The following is a 21,816-nucleotide window of genomic DNA, read 5'->3' on the forward strand; positions in this document are numbered from 1 at the left end:
TTTAGCAACTGGCTGATATGCTATTTACGACAAAATCGCTCGGTAATTAGACCGACACAATCCCTTGGTAATCACACTAATCCACATAAACCTACCTGGACTAGCTCATTTCAACCCTTGGAGGGGCCTTGACTCTGTCACATTACTCTGTCACATTGAATGCATACTTACTCACAGACCACGAGTTCTGTAGGCTTCAGTTTTGTGGAGGAGAATCCCTCTCTCTCCGCCAAATAAAAAAAAGCCCCGTTTCTTTGCGAAGAACGGGGCTTTTTTGTGTTTAACGCAAAATGTGTAAAAGCTTAAGCCGCGCATGCATAGAAATTTTCAAACTCAGCTTATCGACAGACTAAAACTAAGCGCTTTTTGAGCTAGCAGGTTGACACAACCACTACATGAATAAATTTCATGATCTTAATTATCAAAGCGCGGCACCAAGTAGTACAATCGCGTTTTTTATTTCATCATTCGTTAGTAGAGCCGTAAAATGAAATTCTTTATAACCCTTATTCGCAACTTACTTGGGGCTATCATTGCATTTGTCGATGTAATAACCCGGGGCACTAAACTAAAACGTTCGCCAGAACAACAAGTGCAAGTGGCAGAGGAAAGCCAAAATTTGGCTTTATACCAGTTCTTTGGTTGCCCTTTTTGCATTAAAACTCGCCGCGCAATGTACAAATATAATCTGCCTATTCAAAAGCGAAATGTATCAGAAGGTTCGCCTTACAGAGAAGAGCTGTTACAAGGCGGCGGAAAAATTCAAACGCCATGTCTTCGAATTGAAAATAACGATGGCGTTGAGTGGCTATACGACTCTAAAGCGATTATCGGCTATTTAGAAACACGCTTTGTTGAAGCAAAGTAACTGATTATTATAGTTGAAGTTATTGTTAAAGTTCCTATCTTCACTGTAACGGCTAGCCCTGCTAAAAGGGCTAACCCTCTACGAAGAACAGCTGTAGTGTGAAATACCTCCAGCATTAAAATATTCTCGCGGGCGCAAACGATAATAACCGCTTTGTGTTTGCTCTGATTGTTCTTCGTAGGGTTTAGTCAGCACGTCTTGCAGTGCGTGAATACGATCAAAATTGCCAACTTGTGCGTCTTTATACGCCGGTACAACTAACCATTCACGCCATGTAAACTTAGGGTTAGTAAGCTTCATCTTTTTTGAAATATCATTAATATCACCTGACTTTTCAAGTTGAGTTCGCCAACTTTTTAGCCACTCATTCCATTCAAAACTCATGCTTTCTTTAAGCTCAGCATAAAAACTTGTTTTTAGTGCTTCAACATCCTTAGGAAGGTTAGATAACTCTCTAAAAAAGTGGTTATAGTCCACACCAGTGCGCATCATTAAGTGTAATAGTTGAAGCAGCAGCTCATTATCGTAAGCGTTAAGCCCGAGTTTTGCGGCCCACATGTTGTCCATCTTTTCTTGCATGACCGTGGCAAAGTTGCTGTTCACATCACGTAATGCTTCTAGTTCAGTTGGTGCATTGATGAGCAAGGGCTCCACAGCGCGACAGAACATATCAAAGTTTTTTTCTGCCGCAACAGGCTGGTTTAAAAACGAGAAGTGACGACCTCCACCAGTCCATGGTTGGTAAGCTGGGTCGAATAACTCACAAAACCCAAAGGGTCCGTAATCAAGTGTATATCCTCCAGCCGCGCAGTTGTCGCTATTGAAGTTTCCTTGGCAATAACCTACTCGAATCCAATGCGCCACAAGGGATGTGAGTCGGTCTTGAAACGCGGCAGTAAGGGCAACAAGCTGAGCTTCAAAGGATTGGGCTGTATCGATATCATTTTTATATTCACGTTCAATCAAATGTGCTGCTAGAAGCTGAAGCTCTTTTAAAGCCGTAGGGTGTTGGTTGCTTCTTGCTCGTCTTCCAAAAAGTTCTAGCTGGCCCACGCGAATAAATGAAGGGGCAACGCGGGTTGAGATGGCCACAAGGTTTGGCACCATGACTTCTGGGTCTTGAGAGTTTGAGCCCTCTAAATACCAAGGTCTGTCGACAGTTTCCGACTGAGACATAAACAAGCTGAGAGAACGCGACGTAGGAACACCCAATGCGTGCATATGCTCTTGTACTAAAAACTCTCGAACACTCGAGCGCAATACTGCTCTGCCGTCTGCGCCCCGGCAGTATGGTGTTCTTCCTGCGCCCTTTAACTGCATTTCAAAGCGCTTTCCATTAGTAACAATTTCCAGTACTGAAAGGGCTCGGCCATCTCCATATCCATTGCCCGTTGAAAATGGGCATTGCTGAATATATTCGGTGCCATAAATTGACAAGGCATAGCCGGTAGCCCAGCCATAGGGTCGTAACTCGGCGGGTAGGGAAGTCATGTCACCAGCAAACAAACGCATAAATTCAGGCGTGTGGGCAAGACTGTTATCAAAGCCTAATTCTTCAAAGAACGTTTGGCTATGAGCAACGTAGATAGGGTTTTCAATAGGGGTGGGCGTTACCGGTACATAATGGCCAGAGAATACCTGCCTTGGGTTATGCTCATTACCATCTTCTTTAGCGTGCGGATCCACAACCAGACTATTTAAAAATGAATAATCAACGTATTTTGCAAGGTCGCTAACAGTTTGAATTGGCTGTTCAGTTTTATTTTCTTGATCGTCTAACATTGGCGCCTCTTTAACACGTTTGATTTAAACGGCATTGTACTACAAATGATTCTGGTTGCTTGAATCGATCAGACGTTACACTGAATGAATAATTGAAGTTACCCTGCATAGATATTTTCGGCAATGAACAGTTTCATAAAACGATACAGAGAAACGTCACCACTCAACTACATCAATAAAAGGCATTAATCGCCGGATTCAATTTAGGGGCAAGGTATAGGCAATTTTACCTAATCAGAAATTAAGAAATTTGCCAGTTGCATCCTTTGGTACTGCATCTCGCGGACGGCAGCTCCGTAAGTATCGCGGAAGTAGGGAATGAGCTCAGAAAATGTATACTTGTGTCAGAAGCAGACAATGGCGAATAGAATTCGTAAAGGTAGTAGCATCTTCCGCTCTTAAACTTCTCTACTTGATTTGGTTAATCCAGCTAAGAGACGTCCGCGTTGAAGAAATTGTAGTGGTTTAACGTCCAGCTTTTGATTGATATTTATACTATGATTTCAGGGTGTGCATGAAGTCAAAAGTTCTTAAGGGGGAATTTGAAGTGAAATTAGCTGAGAAGATGGAGCAGTTTGAAGAAATGGTACGGGAGATAAAGGAAAATATAAATAAGCTAACCGATAATTTACTAGTCAACCAGTCAACCAGTCAACCAGTCAACCAGTCAACCAGTCAACCAGTCAGAATCAGCAGTATTGAAACAAGTTGTGATGCCTGAACGATTTAAAGTTTTATCATCTCATATATCTAGTTTGGTAGAGACGTGTAGGAAAATTTTCTTTCTATTTACAAAATTGTATTTATTAGGCTTTGGAGCGATGGTTTTCATACTCTCCACTAAGAGTAATGAATATATGGAAAATGGACTTAAATTTGAAGCGGCGTACTGGATTTTTATTGTACTAACTGGTGTCGTTACTTTGTTTTCAGTTCAGATTATATATTGCTTACTTCAATGGGATATGTTTAGAACCAAGCAAAAGAACGTATTTAGTTTTTTAGGATCCTTTGACGGTCCCAGCTTTTGGAATTGGAAATTTGAAGAAATGTACATCGCGATTATGTACATAGGATTACTAGTAGCGAAAGAGTTGACAGGGAAAGTTTGGACAGAACATATCTTGAGGATTTGCGAGGGATGCGATGGTAAGGCGCTGAAAATGTGCTCGCTACAAGCGCAGCGAGCGCAAGAAGGCTTACTCCCATGGTTCCTATCTAATTATGAGTACGTATTTTGGCTTTCCATTATAATTACGATTATATGTTGGCTTGCGAGCATGTGGAAAGCTTGCCACTTCAGAGATGGAAAGACCTTTTTTAGAGGCAAGATAAAAGATTAATTGACATGTTATTGATGAACAATACGTCATATATCATCGTTTGATGATGGCAGAGGCTTGAATGGCCACATCGTTATCGATTTGCCACAAACTAAATGTCAGTAATTCGCTTTTGTGATCGTAAAACTCTGGGGGCTTAAATGACTGCTTTCGCCAGTGAATTCAGAGCAATATTTCCCTTAGGAGCGGAGAGCGAGATCAGAATACAATTATAGCGGTGGGGGCGTCACTGCTTCCGGGTAGCGGTTTAGTCCAATGTTCATTTTATAATTGCGCATCGTCTGTTAATTATTACAGACATTCCGAACTTTAAGCTATGCTTGTTCAGACAGGACAATACTTATATTGGTAATGTTTTATATATAATAGAACTGTGAATACAAAATGGAAAAAAATATAAATTCAGCTATTTATGTCGCTATTATCACTCTTATTGGTGGTATCGCTGCTGCTGTAGTTACGTCTATTTATCAAGATGAAGTTTCTAAGAGAGAGTTAGGTTTAAGAACAATTAGCTTACTTGCTCAAGATTTATTGATAGAAAAACCAATTATTTTAGGGAAGTCGCAAAATCCTGAGCAGCTAAATAGTGTTCTAAGGCATAAAGAAATGGCATTTTTAGCTAAAGGACTAACTCAGCACCTCGACGACAACTATAGTGGTATGGATTTTAATACGCTCCGCGCGACGCTATCTTCAGTAGAACGCAGGTACTCATATGCTCAACTATATCAAGCAGCAAACGCCGCAGAAATCATATGTGAGAATATAGTATTTGATTTGAATTCTCGCGTTTTACAGATTTCAGAGCGCCTCACAAAGTGTAAATCATCAGGCCTTGATAACGCTTTATTATCGGTTACTAAAATTGATTTAGACAACTTTCGGTTTGAATTAGAGGTAACGAACGATAAAAATGGTCTATTTTGTAAAGGTGTTGATGATTTTTGCAGCTTTTGGATTGACGCAGGCGACCGCTTAGAAAGTACTGCATATGAGTATTTAGTGCTTTCTGAATACATTGGTTATAAAAACGTTTACAAAAAAGAAATTCCGCTTGTGTCATTTTCTATTATAAAGCGAATTACCCCCGTCATTGAATTACCGAAAACTATAGTAAAGAAAGTTGATAATAGTTATTGGAATGACAATAGAAGGCATTTGGAAGCTATAAGAGACAGCAAAAATTCAAATGAAGCAACTAAATGTAAACCGTTTTTTGACGATGATAGTAAAACTAAATTTGCACCACCCGCTCCACAGTTAACTGCTTTTGGAAAAGGGGTTTTAAGGGCATGTGGTCCCATACGAGGTCAAGTTAACGAAAGGGAATTTGATGCATTACTTAAGGATAACTGGCTATTGTTAAAAGAAACAATTCCAAATGAATGGGCGAGTTTATCTGATAATGATTTAGTTGAGAAGCTTAGACAAACTTGGTTAACACATAATGGTTTTAATCATATATATTGTGGAGAGTGGAACGGAGGGGCTATTCAAGGGCTTCATTTCACGGGGCGTTATTTGCAATTACAGCAAGAAAAAAAGATTTGTTATAGCGAATCAAAAGATGAAGAAATTGCTCCGGATAAAGTTTATACAATAGGGGTGAGAAGTACTGACTATGCTAATAGACATGATAAAAAGGGCTATGCGTTGAAGCAAAGCGCGATAGATTTATTTGTCTTAGGCAATAAAGTATTCGAATATTGCAATAGTCAAGGAGTTTGGGCACCTTATAAAAGCACGTTTGACAATGCTTTGTATGTTAAAAACAGTAAATTGGAAATACATTACAAGGCTATTTGTAAAGCCACTGATCCTAAAAATAAATTAACTTACGGTTTATTAACCTTGTATCCCGATCTTACACCAGATATGTCGCCAGCTTTTAGCTTTTGATATTTATGTGAAAAATATCATTTAGCTATAACTCTAAGTCGCCAACTAAAAATAACAAAACTGAACGTTGATATGCAGTACAAAGGAAATTTATGAAACAAATGTGTGATTCATGTTGTTGGTTTTCATTAACCGCGCATCGGGGCCGTTCAATGTTACTTGATTATCTGGATGTGCACTGACGTCTTCTTCAATTTTTTTAATTCAACAAGACGATTGGTTAGCCAAGCCAGTTTATCTTTTATTAATGCCACATCTTTATCATCGTTGTTATTCACATCTGCGTTATCAAGCTTCGACAGGTACTCACTAAATGCGCAATTCTTTATTTTATTTACGCAGGCGTTTTAATTCTTCGCGCTCATCTTCTCCAAGTACTTTACCTTGAATTTTCTGCTCATGAAGCTTTTTCCAGCGGTAGAGCACATTTTTCCCGGATGCTGGCGAATATTTAGAATGACTGTATACACAGTAAAACAAGCAATTATCTTCACATTCAACTTTTTGTACGCTTCGCATAGTTTAAGACTATTTACGCATTAAGCTAGAAACCACCAGGCCATACAAAACTTTCACAATTCGACATTTATACAAACCAATCTAGTCAAAATTTAGCTGTTAGAGAAGATAGTGAATAGCGTTGAATCGATATATCACCCGTTCACATTGTGACCAGACAATATTTTTACTACAGTATATTTTATGATGGTTTATTCTGTCTTACTAGTGCGTCTATAAGTAGTTACTCTACAGACTTATAAGGGAATTTGATGCACTTGACCATATAGGAGATATCCAATGAATGTGTTATTTTCCAGCTGTGTCAGTTTATTGCTCGTAGTAGTCATCTCTATTTATTCTGCAAATGCAGAGGCGAGCGGACGTGTTGCGGATTGTCCAAAAGGCTATACCAATATCGGTTTACTCTGCTCACGGGGTGCCGACACTTATAGTAACCCATCTAAAGTCGCGGACTGCCCTAGTGGTTATACTAATATGGGACTGACTTGTTACAAACCCCCGTTCACATCTAGAGGCCTCAGCAGTATGAGCTGTAAAGATGGCTGGTTTCGCACTGGGGGGCGATGCTATAAAAATTGCAAAAATGGTTACACCAGTGTTGGCGAGGCGTGCATGCGCGGAGTGTCCACGCTGACGTCGGGTAATATGACGTGTAAACCTCATGAAGTGTTAAATAAAGAGATCGGGCGTTGTTATATTCCACAAGAACCAGGTGAAAGTTGCTGGGCTGACGCTCCTTGTGGTAATGGCTTTAAATGTCAACCGATTGCGCAACGTTGTGTTCCTGAAGATCTGCCTTTATCGTCTAATCAAATGTGCTCAGCCTTTAAAGTCGATGATTTAGTCGAGGCGGCTAAAAATGCCAATACCACTATGTCATATGGGGGAGGATCAGTTTCCTCTGCAGGTGGCGCATACAGTCAAGAAATTGGAACTGTCTATGGGCAAGGTGGTGAGTTTGGTTGCTATGTTTCGGCATGTACTGGCGGTGTTTCTGATCTTTCAATCGCGAACTTTGCAAACTTTGGCATCTTTGAGGAATTTAGCAACGTAAGTGGATTAGCCATCGTTTCTTCACAAGGGGCGTCTGTTCCAATCATTGAAGCTGGCTTTACCACCGCACAGGTACTGACTACGAATGGTCAACTCATCGGTTCGTTGAATAGTTTATCAATTGGCGTTGGTGTATCGCCGATTCAGGTAGGCGTTATGTCGTGTTATACGGAAGTCATTGACGGCAATCGGGGAATCGCTGAATTAAGGGACTCTGTTGATAAAGCTGAGGTCAAAGCTAAAAATTTACAGGAAGATCGAGCAACTGTAAAAGCTGCAACCGAGGCAATTGTGCTTTCTGACAACTATCTGAAAATTCAAAATAGGTGGAAGCAAGACCAATTTCTAAACAACCAAAACGGACCGCTGTCTGCTTCAGTAGTTAAACCCAACTGGCACAGTGCACGTTGGATAATTGAGCCAGTGATAGGGACTCAGTACATTAGAATTAAAAATTACTGGAAACAAGACCTTTATATACACAATCAGTACGGGCGAGCCGCAGTTGGGAAAATAAAAACGGGATGGTGGAGCGCTCAGTGGCAAATAGAAAATGTGCCAAACAGTTTCTACGTTCGTTTGAAAAATCGCTGGAAGTCAGATCAATACCTGAACATTCAAAACGGAAAAATTGAAAGTGGTGAAATTAAGCCTGGTTGGTGGAGCGCAATGTGGTTAATTAAATAGGTTGAATTTCGGCCCGAGTATTTTTTGAGGCTTCCGGTATTGCAGAAATAATGGAAACCGATGCTAATCAAAAAGTAAACTTACAAACTAACTACCTTGAACAAGGTGTTAATTACGCCAGCGTGTTTTAGAACCAATATTTTCGGATATACTGCCACGGCAGATTAAGCATCTAATTACACGAATTTTAAATGAGGAGCTAGAGCAATAGCCACGGTTAATTAATAGTGGCGGCCACAATTTTTACTATTAAAACCCTGAGAATTTGGTTGGCATCGACCGACGTCACACTCAGCCAATGTCAACGTTCGTTTATGACCTTGAGTTCAATTGGTGAATGCAACGCTATCCTTATTTAAGGAGGAACGTTTCCATGAAATAAAGAGAACGCATCTATTATTCACCTGAACAAAAAGCACTTATATGGGGAAGATATAGAAAGGGCGACTCGTTGCACGATATCGCCAGAATGTTTGACCGCTATTATTTTTCGATTATGCCTACCATCTATCAAACTGGAGAGTATCGGCCCCCAGACCGAAAAAGGCACCCACAATCTCTCTCGCTTGATGAATGAGAAGAAATATCACGCTGCTTAGTCAGCAATCAATCCATTCGAGAAATTGCCAGACGTTTGTCTAGAGCGCCATCAACAATCAGCCGAGAGATAAAAAGAAATGGTGGATTGAAGTGCTACCGTGCCGTCAACGCAGAACAACGTGCATGAGACGAAGCATTAAGACCTAAACCATGTAAGTTAATTGGCTCCCCAGAATTATGTAAACTGATAGCTGTTAAGCTTAAAAGAGCTTGGTCACCACCGCAAATTGCGGGTTGGTTAAAGCGACAATATCTCGATGATCAGGAAATGTACGTGTGCCACGAAACCATTTATAAGACACTATTCATTCAGGCGCGAGGTGCATTGAGGAAAGAGCTGCGACGGTGTTTGAGAACGAAAAGAGCGGTCCAAAAGTCTCGGACATCAACGCTCCAAGGACGCGGCTTAGGTCAGCATCCCAGATGCTTTATCAATCAGTGAACGCCCTGCATCCGTTGAAGATAGAGCTGTACCTGGGCATTGTGGAGGCGACCTAATATGCGGCTCAAAGAACAGCTATATTGCAACGCTTGTTGAACACCATTCTCGTTATCTAATGCTCGCCAAAGTGGAAGATAGCAAGTCATCTACTGTTATTGCTGCGCTAATTAAACAAGCTCAAAAGCTTCCAAGCGAATTATATAAATCACTCACGTGGGATAGAGAGAGGGAAATCAAAGACCACAGGAAGTTCACACTGGCAACTGACATCAAAGTATAACTGTGTGCTCCCCATTCTCCTTGGCAACGCGGTTCAAATGAAAATACCAATAGGCTGTTGAGACAGTATTTCCCCAAAAGCACTGACGTATCAGCACACAGTCAACAAAAGCTTCAGTAGCGTCGCAAGACAACTTAACGAAAGTCCGAGAAAGACGCTAGACTATGAAACACCAGCTCAGAGGTTTAACCAATGTGTTGCAGACATCGATTGAACTCACAGCTCATGGCAGTCTGTCGAATTGACTCAACTCAACGTGTCAGGCCAAGCTTGAGTAATACACTTTCAGGCTATTATTTTTAGGGTAACTCAGCGCTAGATTTATCATTTACTTCAATATGGGTATTCATATTTTTCGGCTTTAACTGCACAACCTATTCGCTAAATAAGCCCCAGATGCATGTAAACCTGCTTGCAACCCCATACATACGATTTTACACTTCCGTTTTTTCAAATCCGTAACGGAAATTTTATATGAACTACAACGATGTCGATGCTTTAAAAAAGCACTTAAATGAATCTCCTGAAAGCGTTGAGTTTGGAAATGTTACAGCCCTTATCGATAGTGCATTTACATTCACGCCAACGGCCTTTACCAATGGTGAAGTAACTAATGAAGCTAACCAAAACAATGGTTCTTGCAATTTACTCGCGTTAGGCCAGCATCTTCAACTGAACCAAGAGCAGACATTAGCACTGTTTGGTGGCTTCTATCGTGATGACGTTTTAAAAAATCCTGATGGTGATGACCACGCAAATATTCGCAATTTTATGCAGACAGGGCATGAAGGCGTGAGTTTTGAGGCATTTCCGCTATCCGTTAAAAGCTAGATTCTTATCTAGGCTCAGAATCTCTTAATGTTAGTACTTCTACGCCTGTCGCCGTTACCAATACCGTGTGTTCCCACTGAGCAGATAGTTTCTTATCACGTGTAACCACGGTCCAACCGTCTTTTTTAAGCTTTGTTTTATACGTGCCCTGGTTAATCATGGGCTCTATTGTGAATGTCATGCCTGCTTCCAATTTAAGCCCAGTGCCCGCGCTACCCACGTGGACTATTTCTGGCTCTTCATGCATTTCTTTGCCAATGCCATGGCCACAATAATCGCGAACAACACTATAACCATGTTTCTGCGCATGCTGTTGAATAGCGGCACCAATGTCACCAATTGTCGAGCCGTGTTTAACGGTCTCTATGCCTTTAAACATCGCTTCATAAGTCACATCAATTAACTTTTTCGCAATAGGTGAAACTGTACCAATTGCGTACATTTTGCTGCTATCTGCAATATAGCCATTTTTTTCTAGGGTGATGTCTATGTTGACGATATCACCATTCTTAAGCTTTTTAGCTGCAGAAGGAACGCCATGGCAAACCACGTCATTCACAGAACTATTGAGTACAAATTGATACCCATATTGCCCTTTACTTGCGGGTCTTGCGTTAAGGCAATCAACAATAAACCGTTCTACAAAGCTATCAATTTCAAGGGTGGAAATGCCAGGAGCAATAAAGCTATCTAGCTCGTTGAAAACCTTTGCCAGTAATTTGCCTGATTCACGCATTAGTGCAATTTCACTGGCTGATTTTATAAGGCTATTCACTAACCAATCTTACTGAAGATACGTTTTGAGAGCGCATCTCTAAATCAATGATTTGTTCATAAGATAATTTGGGATTTTGCTCTGCTAGCCGGCCGACTTTCATCCAAAATTCTGCTTGCGAATTAATAGAACGTTCCATCACCGCGCTGGTTTTACGCACCTCTTCATGCAATGCATCAGATATCTTAACAATTCCCATAATAAACCCAACTCAGCAATATATATTTTGCTACATAATGTACTAAAACATATATCTTGTCTATTGCTTGGTTTGTGAACTTGATAGCAGCAGACGTTAGCAAAACTAGTGCGACACTTTTTGTCGCATGTGTTATTTATGCTAATAGGCAATTCCAATAACGGGTCGATATTTGTGAACGCATTTCAGCGAAAGTTAGACATTCTACAATTTATACCCCGGGCACCTCGTAAAGTGTCGAGTCGGCAGATTTTAGATAACTTGCAAAACAGTGGTCACGCCAATATTGATATGCGCACGGTGCAGCGAGATTTAAAAAGCCTTGAGCAAATAGGCTTGTTTGGCCTTGAAGTGGATAAACGCTCAAAACCCTTTGGCTGGAATATTAATGCCTGTTTCAAGAAATTGAACTTAAGCTTGATGGATGGCAATACCGCCCTTGCGTTTAATGTACTCGAGCAATCTAGTGAAACCCTTCCGAATACTACATTGAAAGAACTACAGCCTTACTTCAATAAGGCTGAGCAAATACTAGCTCATGATAACGACTCGCTTCTGCAGCATTGGTCAAAGTCGGTGAGTAATGTGCAAGTGTCACAACCTTTGGTGCCACCTGATATCGACCCGGTTACGTTAGAGCGTTTAAAAAACGCTTTGTATTACAAAAAACAGGTGAATGCAGATATAAAAAGGCTTTTCAAGCGCGCCAAAAAAGCAGTATGGAAGCATTATGATAAAGTGAACCCAATGGGGTTAATACAGCAAAATGGTCGTTTGATTTTCGTTTGTACTTTTGGATCTTTGCATACCAGACGATATTCCTTACCGATAAATTTTATTCGAAATGTTGAGGTGACAGAGAGTGATTGCCAGCAAAGCAATGACTATCACAAAAGCTTCCGAGCTGAGTTGGCGTCAACGCAAGAAAAAGCGGAATTGAAACTGCTTATCAACGACAATTCTTTCTTCCTATTACACGGCTATAAGCTGGCTGAAGATCAAAATATCTGCAGCTCAACGATTGCCGGAAAGTCACTATTGACGGCAACGGTTACCGACGACAGTAAGCTTCGCGCATTTTTAAGAGGGCTAGGAAGTAATATTGAAGTTCTTGAGCCCTTAGCGCTTAGACGTTACTTTACAGGCTTGTCGGAAAGCCTCTACCAGACTTACTGCAATTAATATAACAACGCGCATTTTAGCGTTGATTATTCGGGCTGGTGAAGCTTTATTCTCTAGCCTTTTCCTTTAAGCCTCACGAAAGTCGGGGTATCTAGATACTCGCTTTTACCATTATAGGGTTGAGATAGCCTTGGTCGCTTCATCTCTACTATCTTGTCAGAAGTAGGTTCGCTTTGCGCATCAGGTGGAATGCCTGTCGCAATAACCAACACCTCAGCAAAGTGGGGAAGTTCTTCCGAGATAGTTACGCCACTAATAATCAATGCTCGAGAGCTGTCTATCAAGGTTTGTAGTTCAGCCAGCATACTTTCGTACATTGCAAGGCTGGGCTCTTGTTGACAAGATAGCTGAACTATTACACCTTGCGTGCCTTTAATATGGTTGGTTTGAACTAAAGGGTTCTTTAAAGCATGCGTTAGTGCATCACAAAGTGTTTCATCACTGTGTGCCACGCCAACGCCTAGGGCGGTATCACCTTCAAGTGATAGAATATGGCTGAAATCGTTGATATCAACATTGATGTAACCCGTGCTGGTTAGCATAGTAATGATGGATTCCACAATTCGCTGCATTTGCGTATCACAATGCCGAAAGGCACTAATAATGCCCACGGTTGCATCAAGCGCGGTGATAAGTGCGTCGTTTGAAAGCACCAGGGTCGCGTTGGCTTTGCGCTTAATATCTTCAAGGGCGTAATAGGCTATTTCTTTGCGTTTATCCCCTTCAGATTTAAAGGGCAGGGTAACAAAGCAAAGGGCATCTATTCCCATTTCTGATGCTAAATCTAACAACACTGAAGTGGCACCGCTGCCGGTTCCTCCTCCAAGCCCTGCTATCACTATAATGAGGGTGTCGTCGGCGATCAGGGCTTTTAATAACTCAATACTATGTTCGGCGGCATGTTTAGCCACTTCAGGGTTGGCACCTGCGCCGAAACCTTTTGTGGTGTGCTCGCCAATCAACACAACTTCATGCTTTGTTGAATGTTCTTGAGATTTTTTATGTGAAAGGTTTTGACACTGGTTTAGCGCAGAAATATCGGTATTAATCGAGCTAAATCTAATGGTGCTGTGCGCTGAAGCGGAAGACATATAGCCAATTGCGTTACCACCACACCCACCTACACCAATGACGTGAATATTTATTTTTGTTGCGTCTTTTTCCAACATAACCACCACCGAAACTTAACCAAAGTAGAGTACTTAGGATGATGTATTAATGCGGTAAAAACTGACGCACCCAGCGTTTACCTCAGTAAAAGAGCACAGTTATTTTAGTAAAAAAAGAGCCTAAATCTCAAAAAGGCACTTTAGTTATCACTTTGCCATCTATCGCACGAAACATCTCTTTGTGTTCTTTCCAATAGCCGCTTACCGTTACCCTAAGAAAAGCGGATAAAAAGGCTATAGCCTCAAACCCGCGAATTTGCGGGCCCGAGCGGATTAGTGTGAAAGCCTGTAGCACAAGAGCCGGTGGCATTGGAGCTCGTGCACACACAAGCCTAGTCAATTACGGGGTTTCCACATAAGGAATAAAGCGCCCTAAAATAATAACGCTAGTCCACAAGAATAGTGATATCCAAGCGACCACCTGCGCATTTTTATCTAGTTGCGCCGGGGTATTCAACGCGCGCGCAGACATGGGCATAGTGGCCATTTGCGGTTTAACTCGTATTACAAAATACAGCGTGTTAAGCCCCGCCAATATTATGCATCCCATTTTGGCCCAAAACGCAATATTCACAAGATACCTATCGGCATCGCCTACAACAAAGAGTAAGCCCGAAACCACATTGATGGCGAAACCAATCAACGCCCAACGTAAGAATACGTCAACCTGCTTGATGGGCACAGCCTTAGCAAAGCCTACCATTCTTAAATCAACTACCAGCAGCGCGCCAAAAAGCAAACACAGCCCTAAAAAATGTGCCATTTCTAATGCTGGAAATACGACGGCATTGTCCATAACAAAACTGCTGATAGGGCTAGCATTAAGGGTATCGATAACCCACGAAAGTAATGAATTCATAGGTAACCTCCTTAAGACATATAGCCAATTAATCGGCCAGCAATAATTGCGGCCACCCAACTGACCATGGCAACGGCAGCAAGTTTTTTATGCTTCGTCGACACGCTGTCAGTGTGTTTAATACAAATAATGACTAACCGCCATGTCAGCACAAGGCCTGCAACAACCAACAGAATTTTAATCCGAAATGCCCAATTAAAATAAAGCTCTGATGCATTTCCACAAAATAGCGCCACACCTGAAACTAAATTAATGCCAAACCCAACTAAAGCCACTCTCCAATAGTTTGCCATTGCAGTAACCGGAATAACTGAAGCGAAGCCAAGCACCCGAAGGGTTAGCATTAATGCTATGCCCACCATGGTAGCCATGCCTATTGCATGTAAGGACAGCACGATAGGGTAGCCCCATTCGGTATTTGATATGGTTTGACCTACCTTTGAGTCTTCAAGCTTGTACAGCGTGCCCATGGCTGATTGACTGTTTGCATTGCTGTTTTTTAAATTGTCATTTCCTGCAGTTTTGTTGTCGAGTGTTGTGGCGCTAGGCTCAAGATTACCTGAGCCTCGTTCGGCAGTAAGGTCGTCACAGTCATAAGGCTGATAGCTGTCTTGTGTGAAGGTGACTTCATCTGAACCTGTCATAGGTGCTTTAAGGTAAAGCGGATCGGTAATGGTATATTCACGTTTTAACACCGTGCCGTCTTCGTTTAGTGAGAAGCGCTCTACAATCACCATCTCACGGCTGTTTTTAGCCGGTGACGGTGGGCCGCCATTGCCTCTTGGGCCTGCTGGTGGGCCATTTCTACCATCTGGTGCGCCTTCAGGGCGAGGAGGACGATTGTTGCCTTGAGCACTCCCAATACTAGACCCCATACTAGCCCCCATACTAGTCCCAGTGCTAGCATCGTCAGGCTTTCCATCTTTGGGGCCGCGGGGCTTTCCACCAGGGCTGCCACCCATGGGCGCCATTATCCAACCCTCATCAAACCCAGTGGTGGTAACGACTAAGGTATTTCCTTCCCACACACCGGTTGAAAATCCTGCTCGATTGGGCTCATAGTCTTCGGGCATCTTAGTACCATCTAAATAAATGGTACGTGTCAGACTCATAAATCCGTAAGTTAGGTTTATCTGTGTGCTGGACTGTTCAATTTTATTAACCATAAGATCGAACCACCAATCCATGATGATATTAGTCGGTTCGCATTGGTATCTAGGGTTTTCATCTTGAGTAGCCCCTTCAACCGCCAAAGCACCTGCATCAGTTAACTGTGCAAAAGCGCCGCCACCGCCAGGTCTGCTACCTTCTTTGCGCACCATTGCCCAATTGCCATCAATGTTAGGTGTACCGTCGGTGCGAGTAATAGGGCGTTGTTCGATGGGCTTATTCTGAGTTTGCGGTGAAGCGTTGGCGTCATTGCCAACTACCAAACTACCATCATCGTTAAATACGCTATTGCGGGTGGCAGTTATTCCATTTTCGAAAGTAATTTGCTGCATATAACATGTAGTGGGGTCGTTTCTATCTGGAGAGCCTAAAATGGTAATAGCACTGCCTGCTTTGAATTGCTCTGTGTTCCATCCTCTACGTTTGAGTAACGAGCCTGACTGTAGCTCACAACGCATATTTGTTACGCTGCCATCTTCGTTCGTAACATCGAAATACACATAGGCATGCGGGTTAACTAACCGTACTCGAGTAATCTCGCCAGACAACTCAATCGTTTTATTCGTTTCAAATTGACCGCTACTTCCATGATGGGCGAAGGCCACATTCGGTAAAATAAGCGCTACAAGTACACATAGGCATCGTAGATTCCACATTGGTGTTGATTCCTTCCCACTTAAAAAATGTAAATAATGCGAGCCGTTCCTCGCCTACTGAGTATCAATGAAAAAAGCAGTGATGCTAGTAATGTAAAGATCATAAAGTAAACTCGCAACGCTCGCCATTGACGAAATGTAAAGACTGGTTAAATACTTTCAAAAGCTCGGCCTCAAAGCGGTTGCTGTCATCACAAATGATTTATCAGCCATTGTGATTGACTATTATCTTCATTTTCAAAATTCTGTTTATACCTGTATCCCATTTATCTCTTGTCCTTAAAAAACTATATTCCCTCGCATCGGGGAAACCTATACCATTTTTTAAGGAGTGCTTTATATGGCTATAGCCACAGTAAACTATCATGTGAAAAGTAACGAAGTTCAGGCATTTCATTTCGATGTTAATGGCGTTGTTGGGAATTTGATTTCGCCTGAATTAATTTCAGTCAAAGTGCCGGTTACTGATATACGAAAAAAAAACTATTCAGTGAATTTCAATAAAGATGGGATCACTTTTATAAACGCACCAACAAAGGTACATGGGTTCGATGAGTCTGAAGCGTGGGCGAGTGACTATGAAAGTGAGCTTACTGCCATTCTGCAGCAACAGATAAAAGCAAAAGAAGTCATTGTATTCGACCACACAGTACGAATCGACGACCCAAATGCAACACGAAGACCTGCCCGCAACGTTCACAATGACTATAGTGAAGGTGGGGTAGAAAAGCGTTTGTTGGATATTTTAGGTGCCCAAAAAGCGCAAGAGTTTCAGCAAGGGCATTTTGGGTTTGTTAATGTATGGCGCCCAGTGGAATACACGATACCTTCATCCCCTTTAGGGTTTATCTGCCCACGCTCGATGCAAGAAGATGACTGGATGAACATCGAATTGGAATACCCCGATCGCAAAGGTCAAATATTAGGGGTAGCGGAAAATAGAACCCACGAATGGTTCTATCAATCTGATATGACACCCGAAGAAGCGATTATATTTAATATCTATGATAACCGTGGAAGGCCACATTTGGCGCATAGCGCACTCGATATGGAAGGCGATACTGCTGTGACGAAACCACGAAAGAGTATTGAAACGAGAACCCTTGTTCGGTATTAGTCTTTTAACATGGTACAGAGCGCACTTCAGAAATTGTGGGTGGTATATAAATAGAGGTGAATACCTTTTTAAGGGTTGAGGTATTTATTCAACACTTCAAGCAGCTTTTCTTTTCGAATAGGCTTGCTGACATGGTCGTTCATGCCTGCATTTAAACAGGCGTCAATATCTTGCTGCATAGCATTTGCTGTTAACGCAATAATAGGTAAGGTACCGTTCATTTGATGGCGTATGACCCGAGTGGCCTCGTACCCATCCATTTCTGGCATTTGAATATCCATCAAAATAATATCAAATGATTGTTGAGATAACGTGTAAATAGCGTCGTTTCCGTTAGCAGCACGAATTATTTGTAGATTTGTGGCGTTTAGCATTGCCATTATAACTTCAACGTTTATGTCATTGTCTTCGGCCAATAGCACGCGTGTTTTTTGGAACTGGGTAATGAGTTGTTCGGCTTCTGGGTTCTGAATGTATTCTTCACCTATTGAATGACAAAATTCCAAAGTAAAGTAAAAGCGTGAACCTTGTCCAATGGCGCTAACAACGTGAAGTTTAGAGCTCATTTGCTCTAATAATTTATTGCAAATATTTAAGCCTAGGCCTGAGCCTCCATACTTTCGTGCCGTTGAGCTTTCAGCTTGAATGAAGGGTTGAAACAAGTTTTCTTGTTGAGACTCACTAATACCGATGCCGTTGTCCTGAACCCATACGTCGAACAAGCAGTGGGTGTTGTCTTTCTGTTTAACCTTAATACCTATTTCTATATCCCCAGCACTTGAAAATTTAATGGCGTTGCTAATCAAGTTAGCAAGTACTTGTTTAAGCCTAAGTTCGTCAAAAATCATCTCTTTAGGAAGCTCTTTATCGATATTTAGCTTAATCGTTAATCCCTTGTTGCTTGCTTGCGCGTGGAATATATCAAGTAGCTTTCTTATGCTTTGACGTAAGTTATACGGTCCGTAATCTAGCGCTAGCTTACCCGCTTCAATTTTAGAGAAGTCCAGTAAGTCATTAATAAGTTGCAGAAGCATTTCAGATGAATTGACAATTTGGCTGGTGAGCTTTTTAGTTTGTTTATCTTCTAGTTTGTCAGTCAGTACTTGCCCAAAACCAATGATAGCGTTCAAAGGGGTTCTAATTTCGTGGCTTATGTTAGAAATGAACTCTGTTTTAAGCCTGCTGTGAAGTTCGGCTTTTTCCTTCGCTGATATATAAAGTGCATTGGTCTTGCGTGCTTTTTTAAGCAAAATTAAAATAATAACCAAGGTGACAAGGGTTAATGCAATAAAAATCACGAGCCAGCGGGTGAAGAGCTTTTGCGTTTGCTGAGCAGCTTCCCTAGCGTCAAGCAGTTCAGAAATAGCGCGGTTTTCTTTTTCTAATAGTGTGGTTTTTTCTTTTTGCTGCTCTATTTCGTAAACTAAATTTGCGCTCTCTAATAGCTCTAAATCTTCGTACTTTTTAGCTTCAAGGTATTCGTTATGGTAAACCTCGTATTCCTTGTACGCCGTTTCAAAATCACCTTCTTTGGCGCTAATTTGTGAGGCGAGCTTTTCAAGTTCTGCCCGCCATGTGGTCTTTTCACCCACGCGGTAGTCGTCATAGGTGCTGCGAGATTTATCAAGGGCCACTCTCGCTTCGCTTAAACGTCCCCGTTCCATCAACGCCTTCGCTTTTAATCTATAAATTTCGCTATCGTAAAAAGAGGTGGTAAGTGGGTGAGAAGTGACCGTTTCAGCCAGCTTCAACGCTTCTTCAATATTGTCAGTTCGAAAATAAGTAGACGCCATTCCATATAAGGCGATGTATTCTGCGTAATTAATGTCTATCTTTCTGTCAGATTCAATGGTTTGCTTAAAGTAGGTAATCGCTTTATCGAAGTTGCCCATATTTCTAAATAAAATGCCTATGGCGTACAGGTTGTCACTAACAAGCGGCCATTCATTGAGGGCTTTTGACTCTGCTAACGACTTCTCATAATACTCAAAGGCAATATCAAAAGACTTTACCGAGTGATAATAATCAGCAGCTATATAGTGATACAGGGCCGTGGCATAAGTGAGGTTATTTTCATGAACCAGTTCGTTAAGCGTATTTAATAAGTTAGCGCTTGATGCGAAAACTTGCCCTTCATTGTATGAAAGGATGAGATACGCAATTGCTATAGCCTTAACAGAAGAACTGGCAGCAGGAGATTGTATGACTTCACCGAACAACTGATATGACCGGTCATAATTAGCATTGATGCCTACCATTCTGGCCAGCCCCAATTTAATGATTAAACCATCTTCCGTTTCAGTGACTAAAGATTCTAGAATAGTCATCACATCATCAGGGGCGGTGTGATGTAATTTGAGCTTAAGTTGAATGTAGCTAACGGCTATTTTAGTTTTTTCAAACGAGGTGAAGTCAGGGGTGAGTAATCGTGTTTCCAGCGTCGATATCACTTCGCCAATGGGCATGGGGCTTTCAGTTTTAACCCGTGAATTCAACGACTCAAGTTCAGTCAATACATTGGCATACGCCACATGGCTAAATATACTAAGGCCAACTATTGTTAGAACTCTAAGAGAAAATTGGGTAATGGATAGCACAGTATTTTCTTACGTCTTGTTAGGTGACTGCTAGGCTTGAACTAACATCAACGAACTAAATTCAGTCTTTGCAAATTAGCAGACTTAACACGTTATGTCTTGAATTTAGGATAATTATCCACCGCGCCATTTGAAATTTAGCCTTTAGTCTAATGTTTTAAGTTTTATTGATATTTGCTCAAGCATTTCTACGTGTTCTTTTTAAAAGCCGTTTTAGGTAACCCTTAGCCTAGTATGACAATAAGTCATCTTCGTAACAAAGGCATGATAGCCCACAAGTCGCCACGTAGCATGACCACCGAACCTGCAATATCGGGCTTCCGATGAATAATTAACATATATGCTTGTCTTCTTAACTTTCTAAAAGCAGAATACGACCACAAAAAATAGTTCATCGCCAGATAGTTGGAAGCTTTATATGATTGGTTTTTTCAAGCCTGCAGCACATAAAACTCGGTTACAAGAACAAGAAATAGATCCAGTTTATAAAAAGCTTAGATGGCAGATATTCCTCAGTATCTTTGTCGGCTATGCGGGTTACTACCTTGTTAGAAAGAACTTTTCACTGGCCATGCCTTATTTAATTGAAGAGCAAGGCTTCACAAAAGGTGAGTTAGGTTTTGCGCTGTCTGCAGTCTCTATTGCCTACGGGTTAAGTAAATTTTTAATGGGCAATGTTTCTGATAGAAGCAACCCCAGATACTTTTTAATGACAGGGCTATTACTGTCTTCCTTGGTCATGTTTATTTTTGGTTTTGTGCCATGGGCAACCCAGAGCATAGCAATTATTTTTCTGCTGCTTTTTATTAACGGTTGGGTGCAAGGTATGGGGTGGCCCGCCTGTGGCCGTACTATCGTACATTGGTACTCGGGGAATGAACGAGGACAAGTTGTTTCGGTTTGGAATATTGCGCATAACGTTGGCGGCGGACTCATTGGCCCTTTATTTATCTTGGGAATGGCGTGGTTTAATGATTGGCGTAGCGCTTTTTATGTACCCGCAGCCTTCGCTGCATTAATCGCCGGTTTTGTATTTTTAACCTTACGAGATACACCGCAAAGTTGTGGTTTGCCACCTATTGAAGAACATCGCAACGACTATCCTCTCGATTATGAAGAAAAACATGAGCAAGAACTCAGTGCTAAAGAAATATTTGTTACCTACGTATTGAACAACAAACTCCTGTGGTTTATCGCTATTGCCAATGCGTTTGTGTATCTCATTCGATATGGCGTTTTAGATTGGGCGCCGCTGTACTTGTCAGAAGTAAAAGACTTCTCATTCGAGCATAGTTCTTGGGCGTACTTGTTGTATGAGTGGGCGGGCATTCCAGGTACGCTGTTATGCGGTTACATTAGCGACAAATGGTTTAAAGGCCGTCGTTCACCCGCTGCTATTTTGTACATGGTGCTCGTATTAGTCGCCGTTCTTGTATATTGGTTTAACCCTGCTGGAAACCCATCCATAGATATGGCTGCGCTAATGGCTATTGGCTTTTTAATCTATGGGCCTGTTATGTTGATAGGTTTATACGCGCTAGAATTGGTGCCAAAGAAAGCCGCTGGCACGGCAGCCGGATTAACGGGACTGTTTGGGTATCTTGGTGGTGCCGTTATCGCCAATATTGCCTTAGGTTTTACCGTCGATTACTTCGGTTGGAATGGCGGATTCGTACTACTCACAGGTGGGTGTATTTGTGCCATTGTGTTAATCGGGTTTACGGTTAAACATGAAATTGCGCATTTGAAAAGTAAAGAAGCGTCTGCAGCTAACTAAATGAT

General features: G+C 41.6%; 16 protein-coding genes and 1 pseudogene. 10 read left to right on the forward strand and 7 right to left on the reverse strand.

What is annotated here, in order from left to right; translation table 11 throughout:
* Window positions 1-487: 487 nt before the first annotated feature.
* Window positions 488-868 (forward strand): glutathione S-transferase N-terminal domain-containing protein, encoded by a 381-nt coding sequence (locus J5X92_RS20125; RefSeq protein WP_013784864.1) that lies wholly within the window; start codon window positions 488-490, stop codon window positions 866-868.
* 78 nt (window positions 869-946) lie between these two features.
* Here the strand turns inward: J5X92_RS20125 and J5X92_RS20130 are convergent, their stop codons facing one another.
* Complete coding sequence (locus tag J5X92_RS20130; protein ID WP_208806384.1) at window positions 947-2,650, reverse strand: protein adenylyltransferase SelO family protein; 1,704 nt, start codon at window positions 2,648-2,650, stop codon at window positions 947-949.
* A gap of 514 nt (window positions 2,651-3,164) precedes the next feature.
* Between J5X92_RS20130 and J5X92_RS20135 the strand changes: the two genes are divergently transcribed.
* The 6 genes and pseudogenes from J5X92_RS20135 (at window position 3,165) to J5X92_RS20160 (ending at window position 10,310) form a co-directional block, all read left to right on the forward strand.
* Window positions 3,165-3,371 (forward strand): hypothetical protein, encoded by a 207-nt coding sequence (locus tag J5X92_RS20135; RefSeq protein ID WP_208806385.1) that lies wholly within the window; start codon window positions 3,165-3,167, stop codon window positions 3,369-3,371.
* A 136-nt stretch (window positions 3,372-3,507) separates the two neighbouring features.
* Window positions 3,508-3,993, forward strand: a complete 486-nt coding sequence (locus J5X92_RS20140; RefSeq protein WP_208806386.1) for a hypothetical protein — start codon at window positions 3,508-3,510, stop codon at window positions 3,991-3,993.
* A 384-nt stretch (window positions 3,994-4,377) separates the two neighbouring features.
* A complete protein-coding gene (locus J5X92_RS20145) occupies window positions 4,378-5,895 on the forward strand; it encodes an EndoU domain-containing protein (RefSeq protein WP_208806387.1) in 1,518 nt (505 codons plus the stop codon).
* Window positions 5,896-6,693: 798 nt separating this feature from the next.
* The gene (locus tag J5X92_RS20150; protein WP_208806388.1) at window positions 6,694-8,157 is read left to right on the forward strand and encodes a hypothetical protein; all 1,464 of its coding nucleotides are present in this window, start codon (window positions 6,694-6,696) and stop codon (window positions 8,155-8,157) included.
* Window positions 8,158-8,653: 496 nt separating this feature from the next.
* Window positions 8,654-9,693: pseudogene (locus tag J5X92_RS20155) on the forward strand (IS30 family transposase).
* Between the two features lie 260 nt (window positions 9,694-9,953).
* Entirely contained in the window at window positions 9,954-10,310 is a 357-nt protein-coding gene (locus J5X92_RS20160) for a HopJ type III effector protein (RefSeq protein WP_208806389.1), read from the forward strand.
* Between the two features lie 4 nt (window positions 10,311-10,314).
* Here the strand turns inward: J5X92_RS20160 and map are convergent, their stop codons facing one another.
* On the reverse strand, window positions 10,315-11,085 hold the full coding sequence (map, locus tag J5X92_RS20165) for a type I methionyl aminopeptidase (RefSeq protein ID WP_208806390.1): 771 nt from the start codon (window positions 11,083-11,085) through the stop codon (window positions 10,315-10,317).
* Window positions 11,078-11,284, reverse strand: coding sequence for a ParD-like family protein (locus tag J5X92_RS20170; RefSeq protein ID WP_013784859.1), 207 nt, complete (start codon window positions 11,282-11,284; stop codon window positions 11,078-11,080). Before J5X92_RS20170 ends, map begins: the two co-directional genes overlap by 8 nt.
* A gap of 174 nt (window positions 11,285-11,458) precedes the next feature.
* Here J5X92_RS20170 and J5X92_RS20175 point away from each other — a divergent pair, with 174 nt between their 5' ends.
* Complete coding sequence (locus tag J5X92_RS20175; RefSeq protein WP_208806391.1) at window positions 11,459-12,466, forward strand: WYL domain-containing protein; 1,008 nt, start codon at window positions 11,459-11,461, stop codon at window positions 12,464-12,466.
* Window positions 12,467-12,519: 53 nt separating this feature from the next.
* Here the strand turns inward: J5X92_RS20175 and J5X92_RS20180 are convergent, their stop codons facing one another.
* From J5X92_RS20180 to J5X92_RS20190, 3 genes are all read right to left on the reverse strand, one after another.
* A complete protein-coding gene (locus J5X92_RS20180) occupies window positions 12,520-13,635 on the reverse strand; it encodes a cell division protein FtsZ (RefSeq protein ID WP_208806392.1) in 1,116 nt (371 codons plus the stop codon).
* Between the two features lie 340 nt (window positions 13,636-13,975).
* Window positions 13,976-14,494 carry a DUF6644 family protein gene (locus tag J5X92_RS20185; RefSeq protein WP_208806393.1) on the reverse strand — a complete coding sequence of 173 codons (519 nt, stop codon included), beginning with the start codon at window positions 14,492-14,494 and terminating at the stop codon, window positions 13,976-13,978.
* An 11-nt stretch (window positions 14,495-14,505) separates the two neighbouring features.
* Window positions 14,506-16,320 (reverse strand): DUF6152 family protein, encoded by a 1,815-nt coding sequence (locus tag J5X92_RS20190; protein WP_208806394.1) that lies wholly within the window; start codon window positions 16,318-16,320, stop codon window positions 14,506-14,508.
* 340 nt (window positions 16,321-16,660) lie between these two features.
* Between J5X92_RS20190 and J5X92_RS20195 the strand changes: the two genes are divergently transcribed.
* On the forward strand, window positions 16,661-17,437 hold the full coding sequence (locus tag J5X92_RS20195) for a CmcJ/NvfI family oxidoreductase (RefSeq protein WP_126873978.1): 777 nt from the start codon (window positions 16,661-16,663) through the stop codon (window positions 17,435-17,437).
* A gap of 68 nt (window positions 17,438-17,505) precedes the next feature.
* Here J5X92_RS20195 and J5X92_RS20200 read toward each other — a convergent pair whose 3' ends face one another.
* Window positions 17,506-19,950, reverse strand: a complete 2,445-nt coding sequence (locus J5X92_RS20200; RefSeq protein WP_244361139.1) for an ATP-binding protein — start codon at window positions 19,948-19,950, stop codon at window positions 17,506-17,508.
* A gap of 502 nt (window positions 19,951-20,452) precedes the next feature.
* Between J5X92_RS20200 and glpT the strand changes: the two genes are divergently transcribed.
* A complete protein-coding gene (gene glpT, locus J5X92_RS20205; RefSeq protein ID WP_126873976.1) occupies window positions 20,453-21,811 on the forward strand; it encodes a glycerol-3-phosphate transporter in 1,359 nt (452 codons plus the stop codon).
* Window positions 21,812-21,816: the final 5 nt, after the last annotated feature.

It is taken from the genome of Alteromonas sp. K632G (assembly GCF_017653625.1).
Lineage (GTDB): Bacteria > Pseudomonadota > Gammaproteobacteria > Enterobacterales > Alteromonadaceae > Alteromonas > Alteromonas naphthalenivorans.

What these genes read in the sequence shown, in the direction of transcription:
- J5X92_RS20140 (WP_208806386.1), top strand. Translation starts at nt 3,508, where the DNA reads ATGGAAAATGGACTTAAATTTGAAGCGGCGTACTGGATTTTTATTGTA.
- J5X92_RS20135 (WP_208806385.1), top strand. Translation starts at nt 3,165, where the DNA reads ATGAAGTCAAAAGTTCTTAAGGGGGAATTTGAAGTGAAATTAGCTGAG.
- J5X92_RS20130 (WP_208806384.1), bottom strand. Translation starts at nt 2,650, where the DNA reads ATGTTAGACGATCAAGAAAATAAAACTGAACAGCCAATTCAAACTGTT.
- J5X92_RS20125 (WP_013784864.1), top strand. Translation starts at nt 488, where the DNA reads ATGAAATTCTTTATAACCCTTATTCGCAACTTACTTGGGGCTATCATT.
- J5X92_RS20195 (WP_126873978.1), top strand. Translation starts at nt 16,661, where the DNA reads ATGGCTATAGCCACAGTAAACTATCATGTGAAAAGTAACGAAGTTCAG.
- glpT (WP_126873976.1), top strand. Translation starts at nt 20,453, where the DNA reads ATGATTGGTTTTTTCAAGCCTGCAGCACATAAAACTCGGTTACAAGAA.
- J5X92_RS20150 (WP_208806388.1), top strand. Translation starts at nt 6,694, where the DNA reads ATGAATGTGTTATTTTCCAGCTGTGTCAGTTTATTGCTCGTAGTAGTC.
- J5X92_RS20185 (WP_208806393.1), bottom strand. Translation starts at nt 14,494, where the DNA reads ATGAATTCATTACTTTCGTGGGTTATCGATACCCTTAATGCTAGCCCT.
- J5X92_RS20170 (WP_013784859.1), bottom strand. Translation starts at nt 11,284, where the DNA reads ATGGGAATTGTTAAGATATCTGATGCATTGCATGAAGAGGTGCGTAAA.
- J5X92_RS20145 (WP_208806387.1), top strand. Translation starts at nt 4,378, where the DNA reads ATGGAAAAAAATATAAATTCAGCTATTTATGTCGCTATTATCACTCTT.
- J5X92_RS20160 (WP_208806389.1), top strand. Translation starts at nt 9,954, where the DNA reads ATGAACTACAACGATGTCGATGCTTTAAAAAAGCACTTAAATGAATCT.
- J5X92_RS20190 (WP_208806394.1), bottom strand. Translation starts at nt 16,320, where the DNA reads ATGTGGAATCTACGATGCCTATGTGTACTTGTAGCGCTTATTTTACCG.
- J5X92_RS20180 (WP_208806392.1), bottom strand. Translation starts at nt 13,635, where the DNA reads ATGTTGGAAAAAGACGCAACAAAAATAAATATTCACGTCATTGGTGTA.